This is a genomic window from Streptomyces sp. NPDC060000 (genome assembly GCF_042737375.1).
In the GTDB taxonomy this organism is placed as follows: Bacteria; Actinomycetota; Actinomycetes; order Streptomycetales; family Streptomycetaceae; genus Streptomyces.
In genome coordinates this window covers 1-17,847 of the sequence record NZ_JBHWUU010000128.1, presented here as the reverse complement: position 1 = coordinate 17,847, position 17,847 = coordinate 1, and the positions used below count along the sequence as shown (strand labels likewise).

The 17,847-nt window shown below is 71.4% G+C and carries 17 protein-coding genes; 10 read left to right on the top strand and 7 right to left on the bottom strand.

Annotation, left to right across the window (positions count from 1 at the left end; genetic code table 11):
* The first annotated feature begins 390 nt into the window (after positions 1-390).
* Positions 391-660, top strand: coding sequence for a hypothetical protein (locus ACFWBB_RS40515; protein ID WP_385283653.1), 270 nt, complete (start codon positions 391-393; stop codon positions 658-660).
* Between the two features lie 27 nt (positions 661-687).
* Here ACFWBB_RS40515 and ACFWBB_RS40510 read toward each other — a convergent pair whose 3' ends face one another.
* The gene (locus ACFWBB_RS40510; protein WP_385283661.1) at positions 688-1,425 is read right to left on the bottom strand and encodes a ferritin-like fold-containing protein; all 738 of its coding nucleotides are present in this window, start codon (positions 1,423-1,425) and stop codon (positions 688-690) included.
* A gap of 500 nt (positions 1,426-1,925) precedes the next feature.
* Between ACFWBB_RS40510 and ACFWBB_RS40505 the strand changes: the two genes are divergently transcribed.
* The gene (locus ACFWBB_RS40505) at positions 1,926-4,796 is read left to right on the top strand and encodes a DEAD/DEAH box helicase (RefSeq protein WP_385283658.1); all 2,871 of its coding nucleotides are present in this window, start codon (positions 1,926-1,928) and stop codon (positions 4,794-4,796) included.
* Positions 4,797-4,920: 124 nt separating this feature from the next.
* Entirely contained in the window at positions 4,921-5,814 is an 894-nt protein-coding gene (locus ACFWBB_RS40500; protein ID WP_385283650.1) for an alpha/beta hydrolase, read from the top strand.
* A gap of 6 nt (positions 5,815-5,820) precedes the next feature.
* Here ACFWBB_RS40500 and ACFWBB_RS40495 read toward each other — a convergent pair whose 3' ends face one another.
* Positions 5,821-6,717: an NYN domain-containing protein gene (locus ACFWBB_RS40495; protein ID WP_385283655.1), complete on the bottom strand. Its 897-nt coding sequence runs from the start codon at positions 6,715-6,717 to the stop codon at positions 5,821-5,823.
* A 208-nt stretch (positions 6,718-6,925) separates the two neighbouring features.
* On the opposite strand from ACFWBB_RS40495, the gene ACFWBB_RS40490 reads away from it, so the two are divergent.
* Entirely contained in the window at positions 6,926-7,078 is a 153-nt protein-coding gene (locus tag ACFWBB_RS40490; protein WP_328479845.1) for a hypothetical protein, read from the top strand.
* Between the two features lie 77 nt (positions 7,079-7,155).
* Here the strand turns inward: ACFWBB_RS40490 and ACFWBB_RS40485 are convergent, their stop codons facing one another.
* The 3 genes from ACFWBB_RS40485 to ACFWBB_RS40475 all read right to left on the bottom strand — a co-directional run bounded on the left by ACFWBB_RS40485 (position 7,156) and on the right by ACFWBB_RS40475 (position 9,482).
* Positions 7,156-7,761, bottom strand: a complete 606-nt coding sequence (locus tag ACFWBB_RS40485; RefSeq protein ID WP_385283647.1) for a MarC family protein — start codon at positions 7,759-7,761, stop codon at positions 7,156-7,158.
* Positions 7,762-7,814: 53 nt separating this feature from the next.
* Complete coding sequence (locus ACFWBB_RS40480; protein ID WP_385283644.1) at positions 7,815-8,672, bottom strand: PHP domain-containing protein; 858 nt, start codon at positions 8,670-8,672, stop codon at positions 7,815-7,817.
* 168 nt (positions 8,673-8,840) lie between these two features.
* Positions 8,841-9,482 (bottom strand): DUF6758 family protein, encoded by a 642-nt coding sequence (locus tag ACFWBB_RS40475; protein ID WP_385283641.1) that lies wholly within the window; start codon positions 9,480-9,482, stop codon positions 8,841-8,843.
* Between the two features lie 160 nt (positions 9,483-9,642).
* Here ACFWBB_RS40475 and ACFWBB_RS40470 point away from each other — a divergent pair, with 160 nt between their 5' ends.
* Positions 9,643-10,866: an MFS transporter gene (locus ACFWBB_RS40470; protein WP_385283638.1), complete on the top strand. Its 1,224-nt coding sequence runs from the start codon at positions 9,643-9,645 to the stop codon at positions 10,864-10,866.
* A gap of 79 nt (positions 10,867-10,945) precedes the next feature.
* On the opposite strand, the gene ACFWBB_RS40465 is transcribed toward ACFWBB_RS40470, so the two are convergent.
* Complete coding sequence (locus tag ACFWBB_RS40465) at positions 10,946-11,530, bottom strand: suppressor of fused domain protein (RefSeq protein WP_385283635.1); 585 nt, start codon at positions 11,528-11,530, stop codon at positions 10,946-10,948.
* A gap of 523 nt (positions 11,531-12,053) precedes the next feature.
* On the opposite strand from ACFWBB_RS40465, the gene ACFWBB_RS40460 reads away from it, so the two are divergent.
* Complete coding sequence (locus ACFWBB_RS40460) at positions 12,054-13,184, top strand: magnesium and cobalt transport protein CorA (RefSeq protein ID WP_385283632.1); 1,131 nt, start codon at positions 12,054-12,056, stop codon at positions 13,182-13,184.
* Between the two features lie 32 nt (positions 13,185-13,216).
* Positions 13,217-13,735, top strand: a complete 519-nt coding sequence (locus tag ACFWBB_RS40455) for a hypothetical protein (protein WP_385283630.1) — start codon at positions 13,217-13,219, stop codon at positions 13,733-13,735.
* A gap of 20 nt (positions 13,736-13,755) precedes the next feature.
* On the opposite strand, the gene ACFWBB_RS40450 is transcribed toward ACFWBB_RS40455, so the two are convergent.
* Positions 13,756-14,508, bottom strand: coding sequence for a hypothetical protein (locus tag ACFWBB_RS40450; RefSeq protein ID WP_385283627.1), 753 nt, complete (start codon positions 14,506-14,508; stop codon positions 13,756-13,758).
* A 202-nt stretch (positions 14,509-14,710) separates the two neighbouring features.
* On the opposite strand from ACFWBB_RS40450, the gene ACFWBB_RS40445 reads away from it, so the two are divergent.
* The 3 genes from ACFWBB_RS40445 to ACFWBB_RS40435 are packed head-to-tail and all read left to right on the top strand — an operon-like array spanning position 14,711 to position 17,769.
* A complete protein-coding gene (locus ACFWBB_RS40445; protein ID WP_385283624.1) occupies positions 14,711-16,006 on the top strand; it encodes a magnesium transporter MgtE N-terminal domain-containing protein in 1,296 nt (431 codons plus the stop codon).
* Positions 15,996-16,592 (top strand): DUF1003 domain-containing protein, encoded by a 597-nt coding sequence (locus ACFWBB_RS40440; protein ID WP_385283621.1) that lies wholly within the window; start codon positions 15,996-15,998, stop codon positions 16,590-16,592. Before ACFWBB_RS40445 ends, ACFWBB_RS40440 begins: the two co-directional genes overlap by 11 nt.
* 43 nt (positions 16,593-16,635) lie before the next feature.
* The gene (locus ACFWBB_RS40435) at positions 16,636-17,769 is read left to right on the top strand and encodes an Mrp/NBP35 family ATP-binding protein (protein WP_385283618.1); all 1,134 of its coding nucleotides are present in this window, start codon (positions 16,636-16,638) and stop codon (positions 17,767-17,769) included.
* The last annotated feature ends 78 nt before the right edge of the window (positions 17,770-17,847 follow it).

Genomic DNA, 17,847 nt, shown 5'->3' with positions numbered 1-17,847 from the left:
GCGGGCCCGCGCCTCTTGGGGCCCCCCGCGCCCCTCTTCCCGTTCGCGCCGCCGCAGGCCCGGCCCCCGTCGGCACCACCACGACCCGGCCGCCGATCGCGCCGCCGCAGACCCGGCCACCAATCGCGCCGCAGGCCCGGGGCCACCGATCGCGCCGCCGCGAACCCGTGGCCACCGATCACGCCACCGCAAACCCGGGGCCACCGTCCGCGCCGCCACAGGCCCAGGGGGCCGCCGATCGCGCCGCCGGACCGCCCGCCGATTTCGCTGTCAGCGTCTTCCCCACAGATGGAGCACAAGTCGGCCACAGAGGAGGATTGCATTCCGCAGGTCACGGGTATGACGGGCTACGACCTTGGTGCACAGCCCCACCGTTCGGGAGGGACCCAAATGATCTTGGAAGCGCTCGGCTCCGCTGTGCTCGGTCTCGTGCTCGCGTGGGCCGCGATCCACCGCTTCTCCCACCGCCTGCCGGTCCGCACCCTCGTCTTCGCGACGGGCGTCGCCGGAGCCCTGTTCGGTGACTTCGTCACCCACAGCGCGCTGGGCCCGGGCACCGCCCTGGCGAGTCTCCTCGGCGCGGCGATCGTCTCCGCCGCCTCGGTCTCGCTGCTGCTGCGCCCGGCCGGCCGACTCAGGCGACGATCGGCCCCGGCGTAGGCCCGGGCCTACGCCGTCCCGGCGGTGCTAGGCCGCCAGGCCCAGCGCCGCCATCCGCTTGGTGTGCGCCTCGGTGATCCGGGAGAACATCCGGCCGACCTCGGCGAGGTCGAAGCCGTCCGCGGCACCGCCCACGAGCATCGTCGACAGCGCGTCGCGGTCCGCGACCACCCGCTGGGACTGCGACAGTGCCTCGCCCATCAGCCGCCGCGCCCACAGCGCGAGCCGTCCGCCCACCCGCGGCTCCGCGTCGATCGCGGCGCGCACCCGGTCCACGGCGAAGCCCGCGTGACCGGTGTCGTCGAGCACGGCCAGCACCAGGGCCCGGCTGTCGGTGTCCAGGCGCACCGCGACCTCACGGTAGAAGTCGCTGGCGATCGAGTCGCCGACAAACGCCTTGACAAGGCCCTCCAGCCAGTCCGACGGGGCCGTCTGCTTGTGGAAGCCGTCGAGCGCGGCGACGAACGGTTGCATCGCCGGCGTCGGTTCCTCACCGATCTCCGTGAGCCGGTTGCGCAGCCGCTCGAAGTGGTGGAACTCGGCCGACGCCATCTTCGCCAGCTCCGCCTTGTCCTCCAGCGTGGGCGCCAGCTTGGCGTCCTCCGCGAGCCGCTCGAACGCCGCCAGCTCGCCGTACGCCAGCGCGCCCAGCAGATCCACGACCGCGGCCCGGTACTGCGGGTCGGCCGAGGCCGTCGTCCAGTCCTGGGCGGCGATGCCGGTGGCGGTGTTCTCGGGCTTGTCAGAGGTCGTCATGAAGCGCACAATAGCCCGCTCGCCGCACGGTGGAAGTCCCTGGTCAATCAGTGTGACGACGTAGACGTGCGAGACCACTCCCGGCACTGTGACAACCACAACGTGACCGAATCGGCCATCGCGTGTGCACGAATTCGGGGTATGGTGGTAATGCGCCTGCCGAATATTCGACGGGCCGCACGTATTGAGGATGCCCGGTCGGTGGCCCGATCGGCTCCGACCCGACAGCCCTCCTCGTCCGTAAGGCACTCTGCGTACGGAACCCGGAGGGGACCCCCTCAGCGGTACGAGCGCTAGAGCGTCGGCAGAGGTCCCGTGTCTTGACGGCTTGCCCGTGAGGCAGCCGACGTCCCCCCGGGCACGGTCCGGACACGACCCCCGCGCTCGCCTCGCACCGCGCACACAGAAGAGGCAGCACCCTGACTACGTTCCGAGAGCTCGGCATCCTTTCCGAGACCGTCGAGGCCCTGGAGGCCGTCGGCATCACCAGTCCGTTCCCCATCCAGGAGCTGACGCTTCCCGTCGCCCTCACGGGCACGGACGTCATCGGCCAGGCCAAGACCGGCACCGGCAAGACGCTCGGCTTCGGCCTCCCGCTCCTCGAGCGCGTGACCGTCCCCGCCGACGTCGAGGCCGGCCGCGCCCGGCCCGAGGACCTCACCGACGCCCCGCAGGCGCTCATCGTCGTCCCCACGCGTGAGCTGTGCACGCAGGTCACCAACGACCTGCTGACCGCGGGCAAGGTGCGCAACGTGCGCGTTCTCGCCATCTACGGCGGCCGCGCCTACGAGCCCCAGGTCGAGGCCCTCAAGAAGGGCATCGACGTCGTCGTCGGCACCCCGGGCCGTCTGCTGGACCTCGCGGGCCAGAAGAAGCTCGACCTCAAGCACATCAAGTCGCTCGTCCTCGACGAGGCCGACGAGATGCTCGACCTGGGCTTCCTGCCCGACGTCGAGAAGATCATCAACATGCTTCCGGCGAAGCGCCAGACGATGCTGTTCTCCGCGACCATGCCGGGCGCGGTCATCGGCCTCGCTCGCCGCTACATGTCGCAGCCGACGCACATCAACGCCACCTCGCCCGACGACGCGGGCAGGACCGTCGCGAACACCAAGCAGCACGTGTACCGCGCGCACAACATGGACAAGCCCGAGATGGTCTCGCGCATCCTGCAGGCCGATGGCCGCGGTCTCGTCATGGTGTTCTGCCGTACCAAGCGCACGGCGGCCGACCTCGCCGACCAGCTCCAGCAGCGCGGCTTCGCCTCCGGCGCGGTCCACGGCGACCTCGGCCAGGGTGCCCGCGAGCAGGCGCTGCGCGCCTTCCGCAACGGCAAGGTCGACGTCCTCGTCTGCACCGACGTCGCCGCCCGCGGCATCGACGTCGAGGGCGTGACACACGTCATCAACTACCAGTCCCCCGAGGACGAGAAGACGTATCTGCACCGCATCGGCCGTACCGGCCGCGCGGGCGCCAAGGGCATCGCGGTCACGCTGGTCGACTGGGACGACATCCCGCGCTGGCAGCTCATCAACAAGGCGCTGGAGCTCGACTTCGGCAACCCGCCGGAGACGTACTCCACCTCTCCGCACTTCTTCGAGGAACTCGGCATTCCCGCGGGCACCAAGGGTGTTCTGCCCCGCTCGGAGCGCACCCGCGCCGGGCTCGACGCGGAGGAGCTCGAGGACCTGGGCGAGCCGGGCGGCCGCGGTGCGCGCGGTCGCAACGACCGCGGCGACCGGGGTGACCGGGGCGGCCGTGACCGCGGCGGTCGTGGTGACCGCGGCGGCCGGGGCGAGTCCCGTTCCGCCGGCGAGCGGTCCGACGAGCACGAGCGGTCGGCACGCACGCCGCGTCGCCGTCGTCGTACGCGCAACGGCTCCGCGCTCGACGCTACGGCCACGCCCGCCGGAACCACCGCCGCGGCACAGGCCCCGGTGGCCGAGCCGACGCCCGTGACCGACGAGGCCGCCGGCCCGCGCACTCCGCGCCGCCGTCGCCGTACCCGTAACGGGTCCGCGCAGGACGCCGTCGTCGCGTCGGCCGTGCCGGTCACCGCGGCGGCTGTCGAGCCCGTCGCCGAGGCCGCGGAAGCGGCCGTGACGACGGCGGAGGCCACCGTCCTGGACACCCCGGAGACCGCTCCGGAGGGCACGGCCAAGCCGCGCCGCCGCCGTACCCGCAAGACCGCGGAGAGCGTGGAGAGCGCGCAGCCCGTGGAGAGCGCCCCGGCCACGGTGGTGGAGCCGCCGGCCGCCGAGGTCCCCGCGACCGGGACGGCCGTCGACACGGCGGAGGCGACGGTGACCCGGCCGCGCCGCCGCACCCGCAAGGCGACGGCTCCGGCCGAGACCCTGGTCGAGACGGTCGAGACCGTCGACGCCCCGGAGGCCACCCCGGCCGCCGAGACCGTGGTCAAGCCGCGCCGCACCCGCAGGACGGCAGCCGCCGCCCCGACCGAGGCCGCCGAGGCCGTGGTCAAGCCGCGCCGTACCCGCAAGACGGCAGCCGCCGCCCCGGCGGAGACGGCAGTCGACACCGCGGAAGCGACCGAGACCAAGCCCCGCCGCCGCACCACCCGCAAGACCGCCCAGCCCGAGACCACGGCCACCACGGCCGAGATCCCGGCCCAGGCCACGCAGGAAGCGGAAGCCACCAAGCCGCGCCGCACCCGCAAGACCGCCGCCACCGCCCCGGCCGAGGCCAACGCCGAGACCGCGGCCGACACGGCCGAAGCGACCGAGGCGAAGCCCAGGGTGCGCCGCACCCGCAAGGCGACGGTCCCGGCCGAGGCCGCCGTGGACACGGCCGAGGCCGCCGAGGCCAAGCCGCGCCGCACGCGCAAGACCGCCGCCCCGGCGACCGTCGAGGCCCCGGCAGCCGTCGAGCCCGAGGCCAAGCCGCGTCGCACCCGTAAGGCGGCGGCTCCGGCCGAGGCCGCGCTCGACACGGCCGAGGCCACCGAGGCCAAGCCGCGCCGCACCCGCAAGACCGCCGCCAAGGCCACGGCGACGGAGGCGGAGGCGGAGCCGGTCGCGGAGGCCGCCGCCGAGGCCGTGGTCAAGCCGCGCCGTACCCGCAAGACGGCAGCCGCCGCCCCGGCGGAGACGGCAGTCGACACCGCGGAAGCGACCGAGACCAAGCCCCGCCGCCGCACCACCCGCAAGACCGCCCAGCCCGAGACCACGGCCACCACGGCCGAGATCCCGGCCCAGGCCACGCAGGAAGCGGAAGCCACCAAGCCGCGCCGCACCCGCAAGACCGCCGCCACCGCCCCGGCCGAGGCCAACGCCGAGACCGCGGCCGACACGGCCGAGGCCAAGCCCAGGGTGCGCCGCGCCCGCAAGGCGACGGCCGCCGCGGAGCCCGCGGACGGCTGATCGAACCGCACGGCACGACGGCCCGACGGCCCGGTCCCTCCTCGTCGAGGGGCCGGGCCGTCGGCGTTCGCGAGGACGGGTCCCGCCCAGGGCGCGCCGAGTGGCCTCCCGGTAGCCTCGGCACGTGACCAGGTCGAGCTCCACCACCCCCTTCCCGCCGCCCCCCGGCGCGCGTGCGTATCACCTGCGGACCGGGCGCGGCGAGTTCGCCGTGGTCGACTCGCCCGTGCCCGCCGGGGTGCGGCCGCGAGGCGTCGCCCTGCTGATGCCCGGCTTCACCGGCAGCAAGGAGGATTTCCACCGGCTGCACGAGCCGCTCGCGGCCCGCGGCTACCGGACGGTCGCGGTGGACGGGCGGGGGCAGAACGAGTCCGACGGACCCGCCGACGACGAATCCGCTTACGCGGGTGAGGAGTTGGCGCGGGACGCGCTGGCGCAGGCGGCGGCCCTGGGCGTTCCCCTGCACCTCGTCGGGCACTCCCTCGGCGGTCAGATCGCCCGTGCCGCCGTGCTTCTCGACCACTCCCCCTTCGTCTCGTTCACGCTCGTCGCCTCGGGTCCGGCCGAGATCTCGGACTCCCAGAAGCAGCGCGTGAAGCTGCTGCACGACGCGCTCGCCGTGATGACGATGCCGGAGGTCTGGGAGGCGATCCTGGCGATGGGTCCGCCGGAGGAGGTCGGCGGTCCGGCCAGCGGCCACGGCGAGCCGGAGCTGTTGCGGCAGCGCTGGCTGAACCACAAGCCCGCGCAACTCCTGGCGACCGGGCGCCAGTTGTGCGTCGAGCCGGACCGGGTCGGCGAACTCGCCGCCGTTCCCCTGCCGTTCCATGTCCTGTCGGGTGCGCTGGACGACACCTGGCCGGTCCCCCTCCTCGACGCCATGGCCGTCGAGCTGGGCGCGCACCGGACGATCATCCCGGGTGCCGAGCACTCGCCGAACCAGGACCAGCCGCTGCCGACGGCCCACGCGCTCGCCGACTTCTTCGACCGTCACCCCGGGCGCCGGGGCCCGTCCTAGTACGTCCTAGTACTGCGTCTGCACGTGCTCCCAGAAGCCGTCCCGCAGCGCGCGCCTCAGGTCCGCCTGGCCGCGCAGGGAGTACTGGAGGATGCCCTCCGCCTCCACGAGCAGGTCCTGGTCGACGGAGCCCGGGAGGTAGGGGTGGCCCGGCAGCAGGTCCGCCAGTGCCTCCCTGCCTCGCGCCGACAGCCACTTCGCCGCGACCTGCGCCCCGACGAAGCGGACGGTCTCGCGGGTGGGCCGGTTCGCGCCGGCCGGCTCGTAGGCCGCGGCGGTGCGCCGTGAGACGTACGGCTTGAAGAAGTCGAGGTCGAGGGTGCGCTGGCTGTCGACCTCCCAGAGCAGCGGCTCGGCCTGGTTGCGGCCTTCCGGCGCCTCGATGCCCCACAGGTGCACGCGGGCGCCGTACCCCTGCGCGGCCTCCACCGCCGAGACCAGGTCCTCGTCGCCGCCCAGCAGGGCCGCGTCGCTGATGGCCCGGTGCCGGGCCAGGGACTCCAGGTCGGACCGGATCAGCGAATCGACGCCCTTCTGCTGGTTGTTGGCGTTCAGGTTGCCCAACCGCACCTTCACGTCCGGCAGTTCGGCGATGGACTGCTGCTCGGTGGTGTGGATGCGGCGCCGGGCGCCGTCGTACCAGTAGACGCGCAGCAGCCGGCTGTCGGCGAAGATCGAGCGGGCACGGTCGATGAGCGCCTCGATCAGGCCCTCGGCGTCGAGGTCGAAGGCTCTGCGGTCCTCGGTCCCGGCCACCAGGCGCCCCGCGGCCGCGTACAGATACCCCGCGTCGACGAAGATCGCGTGGGTCGAGGGCGTCTTGGCCACCTCGGCGAGCATGCGGGTGAGCAGCTCGTTCGTGCGGTCGATGCGGGCGGCGAGAGCCGGGAGATCGTCGTTCATCGCCTCCATTGTTCCGGTGGTCACGCTGCGAACACAACCGGTCCCGTTCAGTCTCCGCCCGAACCCTGCCCGAACTCTCTTACTCGTGAGTAATTAGTCGTTCGAAAAATTTCTTTAGCGTAGGGAATGTTTGTAACACGCATGCCGTTGACTCCCTACGTAACCAAGTAGTTCTCCTCAGGAGGATGACCAGACGAAGGGAGAAGCCATGCGCTTCGAAATCATGCGACTCGACGACGTCGACGGCACAGCCGTGGACAGCACCGTCGTAGACGCCGCCTCCGTCAACCGGATCGTTCAACAGGCCGCCGCCATCGGGCAGCGGCTGTGGATCCGTCCGGCCGACACCTCGGCCTCGTAACGGGTCCCATACAGGCTTCAGAGCCCCTTACGGCGATGCCGTAGGGGGCTCTCTGCGCGTGCCGGGTCCAGGTCCGGTCAGCCGGCCCGGATCACCTGGGTGACGCCGTTGATGATCTGCTGCACGGCGATCGCGGAGAGCATCATGCCCGCCAGCCGCGTCACCAGGACCACGCCGCCGTCCTTGATTACCCGGATGATCAGCAGCGAGTAGCGCATCACCAGCCACAGCACGACATGGATGGCGAGGATGGCCGTCCAGAGCGAGACCTGCGTCGGCACGGTGTCGGCCTTCTGCACGGCGAGGATGACGGACACGATCGCGCCGGGCCCGGCCAGCAGCGGCATGCCCAGCGGGACGAGCGCGACATTGACGTCCTTGGTCTGCTGGGGCTCGTCGTTCTTGCCTGTGAGCAGGTCGAGCGCGATCAGCAGGAGCAGCAGCCCGCCCGCGATCATCAGGGCGGGCACGGAGACATGCAGGTAGTCGAGGATCTGGTGCCCGAGGAGCCCGAAGACGGTGATCACGCCGCCCGCCACACAGACCGCCTGGAAGGCCATCCGCTTCTGCACCTTCGCGGGGCGCCCGGCGGTAAGCGCGAGGAAGATCGGGGTGATCCCGGGGGGATCCATGATGACAAAAAGGGTGAGGAAGAGGGAGCCGAAGACGGCGAAGTCGAACATCAGTACGGAAGCCTTGCGGGAAAGGGAGTGGACCGGGACGCGGGGAGTTGACCTCAGGCTCCGCCGGTCCCCGGTACCGGGAACGCCCCGGTGGCGCGCCGGGTGATCTCCCCGTACACCTCGGGGTCGGTGGTGTACTCGCCGAGCACGCAGGTCTTGCGGCTGCCGTGGTAGTCCGACGACCCGGTGACCAGCAGTCCCAGATCGGCGGCCAGCCCGCGCAGCCGCGCGCGTGTGTCCGCGTCGTGGTCCATGTGCTCGACCTCGATGCCGTCGAGGCCTGCGGCGGCCAGCTCGGCGATCCGGGACTCCGACACCGTACGACCGCGCTTGCTCGCACCCGGGTGCGCGAAGACGGTGACCCCGCCCGCGGCCTTGACCAGCCGGATCGCCTCGAAGGGGTCGGTCTCGTGCTTCCCCACGTGGGCCCGGCCGCCGTCGGCCAGCCAGTTCTCGGTGAAGGCGTCGTTCACCGTCGGCACGACGCCGAGCTCGACCAGTGCGGTGGCGACGTGCGGCCTCCCGACGGACCCCTCGCCCGCGATCCGCGCGACCTGCTCCCAGGTGACGTCCACACCCAGGTCGTTGAGCCTCGCGACCATGGCCCGCGCCCGCGGCACCCGGTCGTCGCGCACCAGCTCACGCTCGGCGAGCAGGGCGGGCTCCTCGGGGTCGAACAGGTAGGCCAGCATGTGCATGCTGACGCCGTCGATGCGGCAGGACAGCTCGGCGCCGGTCACGAGCGTGAGCCCCGACGGCAGAGCGGCGAGGGCCTCGGCGTAACCGCGGGAGGTGTCGTGATCGGTCAGCGCGACAACGTCCAGACCGGCGGCGCCCGCGTTGCGGACCAGCTCGGCCGGGGTGTCCGTACCGTCGGAGGCCGTGGAGTGGCAGTGCAGATCGATGCGCACGACGCGGACTCCAGGCGATGACGGGACGGAAGGGGACGCCCCAGCATAACCGGTAATCAGCCCCCCCCTCGTCACACCCAAAACCCCCGAGCACCCCCTACATGCCCAGCACCGAATCCCTCGGGCCGCGACCCACGTACGACACCGATCGCCCAGCCCAGTGGAACGCTACGGCCTGAGCAGGCGCGGTGACAGCGCCCCGCACGGCACCAGGTCCAGTTCGGCACCCGCGTCCCGCAGATCCGTCAGCACCAGTTCGTCGTACATCAGCAGTCCGGACTGCTCGGGCCACACCACCGCCCACAGCCACAGCCCGCACGCCTCGCCCGCGAAGACGGCCCGGTCGTCCGGGGTGGCGGAAACATGCCAGAGCGGGGTCGGGCGGCCGGCGGCCAGGACCTTGGCCTGCGGAGGTTTCTCGACGCTCATGTACGGACCCGGATCCGGCCCGTCGACACCGGCGTACCGCGCGCCCAGTCCGACGCCCAGCTCCTCGGCGACCAGGACCAGCTCGCCCATCCCGCCGAGCGGGCCGGGGCCGGTGCAGGCCACCGCGGTGGCGCGGCCCCCGCTGCGATCGTCCCCCGCATACGTCACGCCCGTGAAGAGCCAGCCGACCGGCAGCGGCCACGGCATCCACACCGGTACCTGCGTGCGGTGCACGACGACACTGAGGGCCTCGACGCTGGGCGGGATCACGGGCTGAAGCGGATACACCGTCCCGTGCGCGTCACACTGCCAGGAATCGGCGAAGAGTCCGGGAGCCCTGACCCGGCCACCACACTTCGGGCAACTGGGTTCGCCCCTCATAGAGCCCCACGGTCCTACCCGAGCACGCCCACGTCAAGGACGATCACCCGTCCGGACGGAAGTGACCGCCGGGAAAGATGTATATGTAGCTTGCATTTATTAGGCTGCCTAACCTACTGTATGTATATACCAACTATCTTCCTGAGGGGTGAGCGGAACCATGGACCCATTCGATGCGGGAGCCGGAAGCATCCTGCGGCAGCCGAAGGCGGTGTGGGCGACGGCCGGCGCGGCCGTCGTCGCCTTCATGGGCATCGGTCTCGTCGACCCGATCCTGCCGTCCATCGCCCAGGGGCTGGACGCCACGGCCGGCCAGGTCTCCCTGCTGTTCACCTCGTACTTCCTGATCACCGCGTTCGCGATGCTGGTGACCGGCTTCGTCTCCAGCCGCATCGGCGGCCGCCGGACGCTGCTGCTCGGCCTCGCCCTCGTCGTCGTCTTCGCGGCTCTCGCGGGCACCTCGGGCTCGGTCGGTGAACTGGTCGGCTTCCGGGCGGGCTGGGGGCTCGGCAACGCGCTGTTCGTGTCGACCGCCCTCGCCGTGATCGTCGGCGCCGCGGCCGGCGGCAGCGCGGCCGCCATCCTGCTGTACGAGTCCGCCCTCGGCCTCGGCATGGCCTGCGGGCCGCTGCTGGGCGCGCTGCTCGGCGACGCCAGCTGGCGCTATCCCTTCTTCGGCACCGCGTTCCTGATGGCGATCGGCTTCCTGTGCATCACGGTGTTCCTGAAGGACCAGCCGAAGCCGGCCCGGAAGATCTCCCTGCTGGACCCGATCAAGGCGCTCGGCCACGGCGGTCTCGCCTCCGCCGCCGCCTCGGCGTTCTTCTACAACTACACGTTCTTCACCGTGCTGGCCTTCACCCCGTTCGTACTGAACATGACCCCCTACAAGTCGGGGGCGGTGTTCTTCGCCTGGGGTGTGCTGCTCGCGGTCTTCTCCGTCCTCGTGGCGCCGCGGCTGCAGGAGCGGTTCGGCTCACTGAAGGTGCTCGGCGGCTCGCTGGTGCTGCTCGCCGTCGACGTGTTCGCCCTCGGGTACGGCGACCACACCACGGCGATCGTCTGCACGATCCTGTCGGGCGCGTTCATCGGCGTGAACAACACCGTCTACACCGAGTTGGCGCTCGGCGTCTCGGACGCCCCGCGTCCGGTGGCGAGCGCCGGCTACAACTTCGTGCGGTGGTTCGCGGCCGCGGCCGCGCCCTACTTCGCTCCGAAGATCGAGGAGTGGACCGACATCCATGTCCCGTTCGTCGTCGCGGCGGTCACCGCGGTGCTCGGCGCGGTCGTGGTCGTCGTCCGGCGGAAGGCACTCACGCACGAAGCCGAGGAGCTGGAGCCGAAGCACGCGACCGAGGACGGGGTCACGGTCTTCGCCAACTGAGCCGGCTGAGTCGACTGAACCGACCGGGTGTCAACTGACCATCGACGTCCGACCGTTGGTGACATCGGTCACCCGGACCTCAATCGAGCGGGACGGACCTCCGGGAGGGATCCCGGAGGTCCGTCCCGCTCGTCAGCCAGCGCTCCTGGAGGGCTTGGGCGCCGTGCACGCGCTTCCAGGCAGCCTCGTTGGGGGTCATGGGCAGCAGGGGCAGGAAGCGGACCGGGTCGAGGGGTTCGTCGAGGTCGAGGTCCTCGACCAGACCGCCCGGCTCAGCGACCAGGACCGAGGTGAACGGGGCGCCGGGCCACAGGGGTTCGCCCACGTCGAGAGAACTGCCCGGAGCCACGACCACGCCCTCGACCTGCGGGGAAGCGGCGAGCACGGCGAGCGGGCGGAGCACCTGGTCGGTGTCGGCGGCGCCGGGCCTGACGGACAGCACCAGCTCGGCGCGCGGCCCCTTCACCGGGTCGGCGAGCACCGCCGTCGGGTCGCTCATCGGCTGCGCGGACATGCCGAGCGTGGCGTAGCGGACGACGTCGCCCTCGCGGAAACGCAGCACCTCGAGGCGGTCCGTACCGAGGAAGGTGACCGAGGCGCGGGCGTCCGGCTCGCCCAGGGCGCTGCGCAAACGGGCCTCGACCAGAGGAAGAACTTCTGCCATGCGGCGAGCATAGAACTCGTCTGCGCGGGGCAAAGCAGCGCCTTGACACTTCAGTCGACTGCTACTCTTGCCCGGTGGTTCGGGGCCGCGCGCAGATGGGGGTCCCCCCAGGCTTTTAGGGCACTGGGGGAGTAGCGATCTTGCCCCGACGCAGACGAGACTCCCTTACGAGGGACCGGCTGGAGGAGGTGGGGCTGTCATGGATCGAAGTCACCCGTGCAGTACCACTCGCTCTTCCGGCCGCTGACGCAGCTGCTCCGGCTTCTTGGCCCCCGGCTGGTCGCCACCTCTCGCGCTCATCTTCATGCGGAAGAGCACTTCGTTTTGTTCTTTACCTGATCTGCCCGATCCGTCCGATCTGCCAGATCTCTCCGGTCAGATTCAGTAGCGAAGCTCGCCACCGCGACGGAGCGGTGCTCCCCGCTTTGCGGACGTGCCGAACATCCTCAGTCAGGACGTCCCCATTCCGGGCAGTTCCATCCGTCGTGGCGGTCTTTCTTTGCTCGTCGCGAAGGAGCCTGCCATGTCGATGATCCGTGACCTCCGTGCCGTTGTCCGCCCCGCCCGCCCCTCCCTGCGCAAGGGGGGCGGGCGCATGGACACCGGCGCCTACGACACCACCCGCGACCCCGCCACGCCGTCCGCCGTCATCGACTGCGCGGTCTACCGCGACGGATCGCGCGTCGCGTACACGCAGCCGCCGACCCCGCAGGAGGCGATGCGCCGGGTGCGGCGCGACGGAGGCTTCGTGTGGATCGGTCTGCACGAGCCGACCGAGGCCGAATTCGCCGGTATCGCAGCCGAGTTCGGGCTGCACCCGCTGGCCGTGGAGGACGCCGTGCAGGCGCACCAGCGGCCCAAGCTCGAGCGTTACGACGACTCCCTCTTCACCGTCTTCAAGACCATCCACTACGTCGAGCACGACCGGCTCACGGCCAACAGCGAGGTCGTCGAGACCGGTGAGGTCATGTGCTTCACCGGCAAGGACTTCTTCATCACCGTCCGGCACGGCGGCCAGGGCTCGCTGCGCGCCCTGCGCCACCGCCTCCAGGACGACCCCGAGCTGCTCGCCAAGGGTCCCTCGGCGGTGCTGCACGCCATCGCCGACCATGTCGTCGACGGCTACATCGCGGTCGCGGACGCCGTGCAGGACGACATCGACGAGGTCGAGACGGAGGTGTTCTCGCCGGGCCGCAAGGGCACCCCGCGCGGTACGGACGCCGGCCGGATCTACCAACTCAAGCGCGAGGTACTGGAGTTCAAGCGCGCGGTGTCGCCGCTGCTGCGGCCGATGCAGCTGCTGAGCGAGCGGCCGATGCGGCTGGTCGACCCCGACATCCAGAAGTACTTCCGCGATGTCGCCGACCACCTGGCCCGGGTCCAGGAGCAGGTCATCGCCTTCGACGAGCTCCTCAACTCGATCCTCCAGGCCAACCTCGCGCAGGCGTCCGTCGCGCAGAACGAGGACATGCGGAAGATCACGTCCTGGGCCGCCATCATCGCCGTACCGACGATGGTGTGCGGGGTGTACGGCATGAACTTCGACTACATGCCGGAACTGCACTCGAAGTACGGCTATCCGGTGGTCATGTCGGCCATGGTGGCGCTCTGCGTGGGCATCCACCGCACGCTGAAGCGCAACGGCTGGCTGTGAGGACCCCGGCACCGCCTCGTTAGGGTGAGCCCATGACTAGAGAGCTGCTGCTCGACCAGGCCCTCGTCGAGGAGGCCACCAAGAAGTCCGGCCTCGTCTGGGTCCGGGGCGCCGGCGAACCGGCCGCGCGTGCGCTGTGGCACGTGTGGCACGAGGGCGCGGTCTGTCTGGTCGGCGACGGGCCCGGGGAGCAGCCGCTGACCGGGCTTGCCGAGGGCGGCACGGCCGAGGTCACCGTCCGCAGCAAGGACAAGGGCGGTCGGCTGGTCTGCTGGACGGCGCGGGTCGTACCGCTCGCGGTCGGCTCCGAGGCATACGAGGCGGCCGTCGCCGAGCTCAGGGGCAAGCGGCTGAACGCGCCCGACGGCGAGGCGATGACCGGGCGTTGGGCACGCGAGTGCCGGGTGCTCCGCCTGGAGCCGACCGGAGCCACGCTGCCCCTGCCCGACGGTGACCTGGCGGCACGTCCGGTGCCGACGCCCGCCACCACGCGTGAGCCGGCGCCGGCGGGACTGCCGAAGCTGCTGCTGAGAAAGCGCAGACGGGCGTAGCCGCCACCACGAAGGGGCGGTCAGGACGTCGGGAGCTGCTTGCCGTAGTCCACCGTCTCGCCCTTCGCCGGCTCCTTCAGGGCGAAGGCCTCGCCCCAGGAGGAGAAGCTCAGCGTGCCGGCCCCTCCGGCGCGCTCCAGGCGCAACGGGTAGGGCTTGCCCTCCAGCGACACGTCGAGCTTGCCGCCGGAGCCGCCGTCGCCCGTGATGCGGATCGTGCGGACGCCGGACTGCTCGTGGTGGCCGTCGGTGGCCAGGGTGCCGTGCAGCGTCAGCAGACCGTCGAGGAGGAGGTCCTTGTCCGTGAAGCCACTGAACTTCTTGTACGAGGGGTCGCCCGTCGGCACCTTGACGTACTTGCCGCCGAGCTTGTCGCCGGCCGCCGTGTCCGAACCGCCGTCGCCGGACTTGCCGTCCTCCTTGTTCCAGAACGCCGCGTCGGCCTTCAGGAACAGCTGCTCGCCGACCCGCAGCAGGTGGAAGGTGGCCCCTTCCGCGGTGACCGATCCGGTGCCGCCGTCCGCCTTGAGCCGCATGTCGAGCTTGTACGTGCGCCCGCTGGTGACCACACTCCCGGACAGCCGCACCGCATCCACGGCACCCGCGGCGGACTTCGTCTTCGCCTGGATCTGCGCGGGGGGCAGCTTGCCCACCCCGTTCGTGCCCGCGTCCGGATCGTCACCGCATCCGGTCAGTCCCATGCCCAACGCCAGCGCGCACATCGCGCCCACCAGCGTGGCCCGGCGAGTTCGGCCCTGGGGAATCGCAGTCACAGGGAAGGCTGCCTTTCTGCGGGGGTGTGCTGAGCGGCGTACGGCAGCGTACCGGGGCCGCGGTCGGCCGGCGGAGCCAGTCCGTCCGGACCGCCCACCAGCGCGGATCCGATCGGGACGGGCTAGCCTGAAGCCCGCACGAGCGGGCAATCGGGAAAAGAACATCACCGTTGACAGCAGCGGTAGAGAAGGAGGTCCGGTCATGGCGGCGGGCGCCCCGCGGATCTTCGTGTCGCACCTCTCCGGCGTTCCCGTCTTCGACCCGAACGGCGACCAGGTAGGGCGGGTGCGCGATCTGGTCGTCACGCTGCGGGTGCGACGGCGGCCGCCGAGGGTGCTCGGGCTGGTCGTCGAACTGTCCACGCGGCGCCGCATCTTCCTGCCCATGACCCGGGTCACCGGCATCGAGTCCGGTCAGGTCATCACCACCGGCGTGCTCAACGTCCGCCGTTTCGAGCAGCGGCCCACCGAGCGGCTCGTCTTCGGTGAGCTGCTCGACCTGCGCGTCACGCTCGGCGAGACCGGCGAGGAGGTCACCGTCCTCGACGTGTCGGTGCAGCAGCTGCCTGCCCGCCGGGACTGGGAGCTCGACCGGGTCTTCGTGCGCAAGGGGAAGAAGGCGACCGCCTTCCGGCGGGCGAAGGGCGAGACGCTGACCGTGGAGTGGTCGGCGGTCACCGGGTTCTCGCTGGAGGAGCACGGACAGGGCGCGGAGAGCCTCCTCGCCACCTTCGAACAGCTGCGCCCCGCCGACCTCGCCAACGTCCTGCACCATCTGTCGCCGAAGCGGCGCGCCGAGGTCGCCGCCGCCCTCGACGACGACCGTCTCGCCGACGTCCTCGAAGAGCTCCCGGAGGACGACCAGATCGAGATCCTCGGCAAGCTGAAGGAGGAGCGCGCGGCGGACGTCCTGGAGGCCATGGACCCCGACGACGCGGCCGACCTGCTCTCCGAACTCCCGGAGCAGGACCAGGAGCGGCTGCTGAGCCTGATGCAGCCCGACGACGCGGCCGACATGCGGCGCCTGCTGTCGTACGAGGAGCACACGGCGGGCGGGCTGATGACCACCGAGCCGATCATCCTGCGCCCCGACGCCACCGTCGCCGACGCCCTCGCGCGGGTGCGCAACCGCGACCTGTCCCCCGCCCTCGCCGCCCAGGTCTACGTCTGCCGCCCGCCGGACGAGACGCCGACCGGCAAGTACCTCGGCACGGTCCACTTCCAGCGCCTGCTGCGCGACCCCCCGTACACGCTGGTCAGTTCGATGCTCGACGACGATCTCCAGGCCCTGGCGCCGGACGCGGCGCTGCCGGTCGTCGCCGGGTTCTTCGCGACCTACGACATGGTCTCGGCCCCCGTCGTCGACGAGGCGGGCTCGCTGCTGGGCGCGGTGACCGTGGACGACGTCCTGGACCACATGCTGCCGGAGGACTGGCGGGAGACGGAGTTCCACCTCGACGAGGACGCGACCGGGGAGGTGGGCCCGCATGACTCCTGACCGCGAGACGGGGCGCTCCGAGCGCACCCCGGCCGGCGCCACGGCGACCAGCCGCCCCCGGGCCCGGCTGGACCAGCCCCGGCCGCCCCGGCACCGGATCCTGCCCGAGTGGGACCCGGAGGCCTTCGGGCGGCTGTCGGAGCGCATCGCGCGGTTCCTGGGCACCGGGCGGTTCATCGTCTGGATGACGATCGTCATCATCGTCTGGGTCCTGTGGAACATCTTCGCCCCGCGCGACCTGCGCTTCGACAACTACCCCTTCATCTTCCTGACCCTGATGCTCTCGCTCCAGGCCTCCTACGCGGCCCCGCTGATCCTGCTCGCGCAGAACCGGCAGGACGACCGCGACCGGGTCAACCTGGAGCAGGACCGCAAACAGAACGAGCGGTCCATCGCCGACACCGAGTATCTGACCAGGGAGATCGCCGCCCTTCGGATCGGTCTGGGCGAGGTCGCCACCCGGGACTGGATCCGCTCCGAACTCCAGGACATGGTCAAAGAGCTGGAGGAGCGATGGGACGGGCATCGCGAACATGCCGTATTCCCGGCAGAACGGTCGCGGGGACGTGACGTAGACGACCGGTGACGGGCTTACCGGCGCCCCCGCAGGTCGCCGTACCATCGTCCTTATGGCTAGCGAAGACGCGGTGCGCGAGGCACTGGCGACGGTGAACGACCCCGAGATCAACCGGCCCATCACCGAGCTCGGGATGGTGAAGTCGGTGGAGATCGGTGGGGACGGGGCGGTCGCGGTCACCGTGTACCTGACGGTCTCCGGCTGCCCGATGCGCGAGACGATCACCCAGCGGGTGACCGACGCGGTCTCCCGGGTCGACGGCGTCACCCGCGTCGACGTCACCCTCGACGTCATGAGCGACGAGCAGCGCAAGGAGCTGGCGGCCGCGCTGCGCGGCGGCGGCACCGAGCGCGAGGTCCCGTTCGCCAAGCCGGGCTCGCTGACCCGGGTGTACGCGGTCGCGTCCGGCAAGGGCGGCGTCGGCAAGTCGTCGGTGACGGTGAACCTGGCGGCGGCGATGGCGGCCGACGGCCTGAAGGTGGGCGTGGTCGACGCCGACATCTACGGCCACAGCGTGCCGCGCATGCTGGGCGCGGACGGCCGTCCGACCCAGGTCGAGAACATGATCATGCCGCCGTCCGCGCACGGCGTGAAGGTCATCTCCATCGGCATGTTCACCCCGGGCAACGCCCCGGTCGTCTGGCGCGGCCCGATGCTCCACCGCGCGCTCCAGCAGTTCCTGGCGGACGTGTACTGGGGCGACCTGGACGTGCTGCTCCTCGACCTCCCGCCGGGCACCGGCGACATCGCGATCTCGGTGGCCCAGCTGGTCCCGAACGCCGAGATCCTGGTCGTGACGACACCTCAGCAGGCGGCGGCCGAGGTCGCCGAGCGGGCGGGGTCCATCGCCGTCCAGACCCACCAGAAGATCGTCGGCGTGGTGGAGAACATGTCCGGCCTGCCCTGTCCGCACTGCGGGGAGATGGTCGACGTCTTCGGCACGGGCGGCGGACAGTCGGTGGCCGAGGGACTGACCCGCACGACCGGCGCCACCGTCCCGGTGCTCGGCTCCATCCCGATCGACGTGCGGCTGCGCGAGGGCGGCGACGAGGGCAAGCCGGTCGTCCTGACCGACCCCGACTCCCCCGCCGGCTCCGCCCTGCGGGCCATCGCGGGCAAGCTGGGTGGCAGGCAGCGCGGCCTCTCCGGACTGTCGCTGGGGATCACCCCGCGCAACAAGTTCTAGCCCGGCCGACGGCCCGCTCGCGGGACCCGTCCCTCTTACTCCGCACGACAGCGGGGGCGCCGTCCATGTGCTGGCTGT

Bases quoted from the DNA above. Each gene is read 5' to 3' on its own strand.
- ACFWBB_RS40475 (WP_385283641.1), bottom strand. From the start codon at position 9,482: ATGAGGGGCGAACCCAGTTGCCCGAAGTGTGGTGGCCGGGTCAGGGCT.
- ACFWBB_RS40470 (WP_385283638.1), top strand. From the start codon at position 9,643: ATGGACCCATTCGATGCGGGAGCCGGAAGCATCCTGCGGCAGCCGAAG.
- ACFWBB_RS40460 (WP_385283632.1), top strand. From the start codon at position 12,054: ATGTCGATGATCCGTGACCTCCGTGCCGTTGTCCGCCCCGCCCGCCCC.
- ACFWBB_RS40490 (WP_328479845.1), top strand. From the start codon at position 6,926: ATGCGCTTCGAAATCATGCGACTCGACGACGTCGACGGCACAGCCGTG.
- ACFWBB_RS40495 (WP_385283655.1), bottom strand. From the start codon at position 6,717: ATGAACGACGATCTCCCGGCTCTCGCCGCCCGCATCGACCGCACGAAC.
- ACFWBB_RS40485 (WP_385283647.1), bottom strand. From the start codon at position 7,761: ATGTTCGACTTCGCCGTCTTCGGCTCCCTCTTCCTCACCCTTTTTGTC.
- ACFWBB_RS40445 (WP_385283624.1), top strand. From the start codon at position 14,711: ATGGCGGCGGGCGCCCCGCGGATCTTCGTGTCGCACCTCTCCGGCGTT.
- ACFWBB_RS40435 (WP_385283618.1), top strand. From the start codon at position 16,636: ATGGCTAGCGAAGACGCGGTGCGCGAGGCACTGGCGACGGTGAACGAC.
- ACFWBB_RS40465 (WP_385283635.1), bottom strand. From the start codon at position 11,530: ATGGCAGAAGTTCTTCCTCTGGTCGAGGCCCGTTTGCGCAGCGCCCTG.
- ACFWBB_RS40455 (WP_385283630.1), top strand. From the start codon at position 13,217: ATGACTAGAGAGCTGCTGCTCGACCAGGCCCTCGTCGAGGAGGCCACC.
- ACFWBB_RS40440 (WP_385283621.1), top strand. From the start codon at position 15,996: ATGACTCCTGACCGCGAGACGGGGCGCTCCGAGCGCACCCCGGCCGGC.
- ACFWBB_RS40515 (WP_385283653.1), top strand. From the start codon at position 391: ATGATCTTGGAAGCGCTCGGCTCCGCTGTGCTCGGTCTCGTGCTCGCG.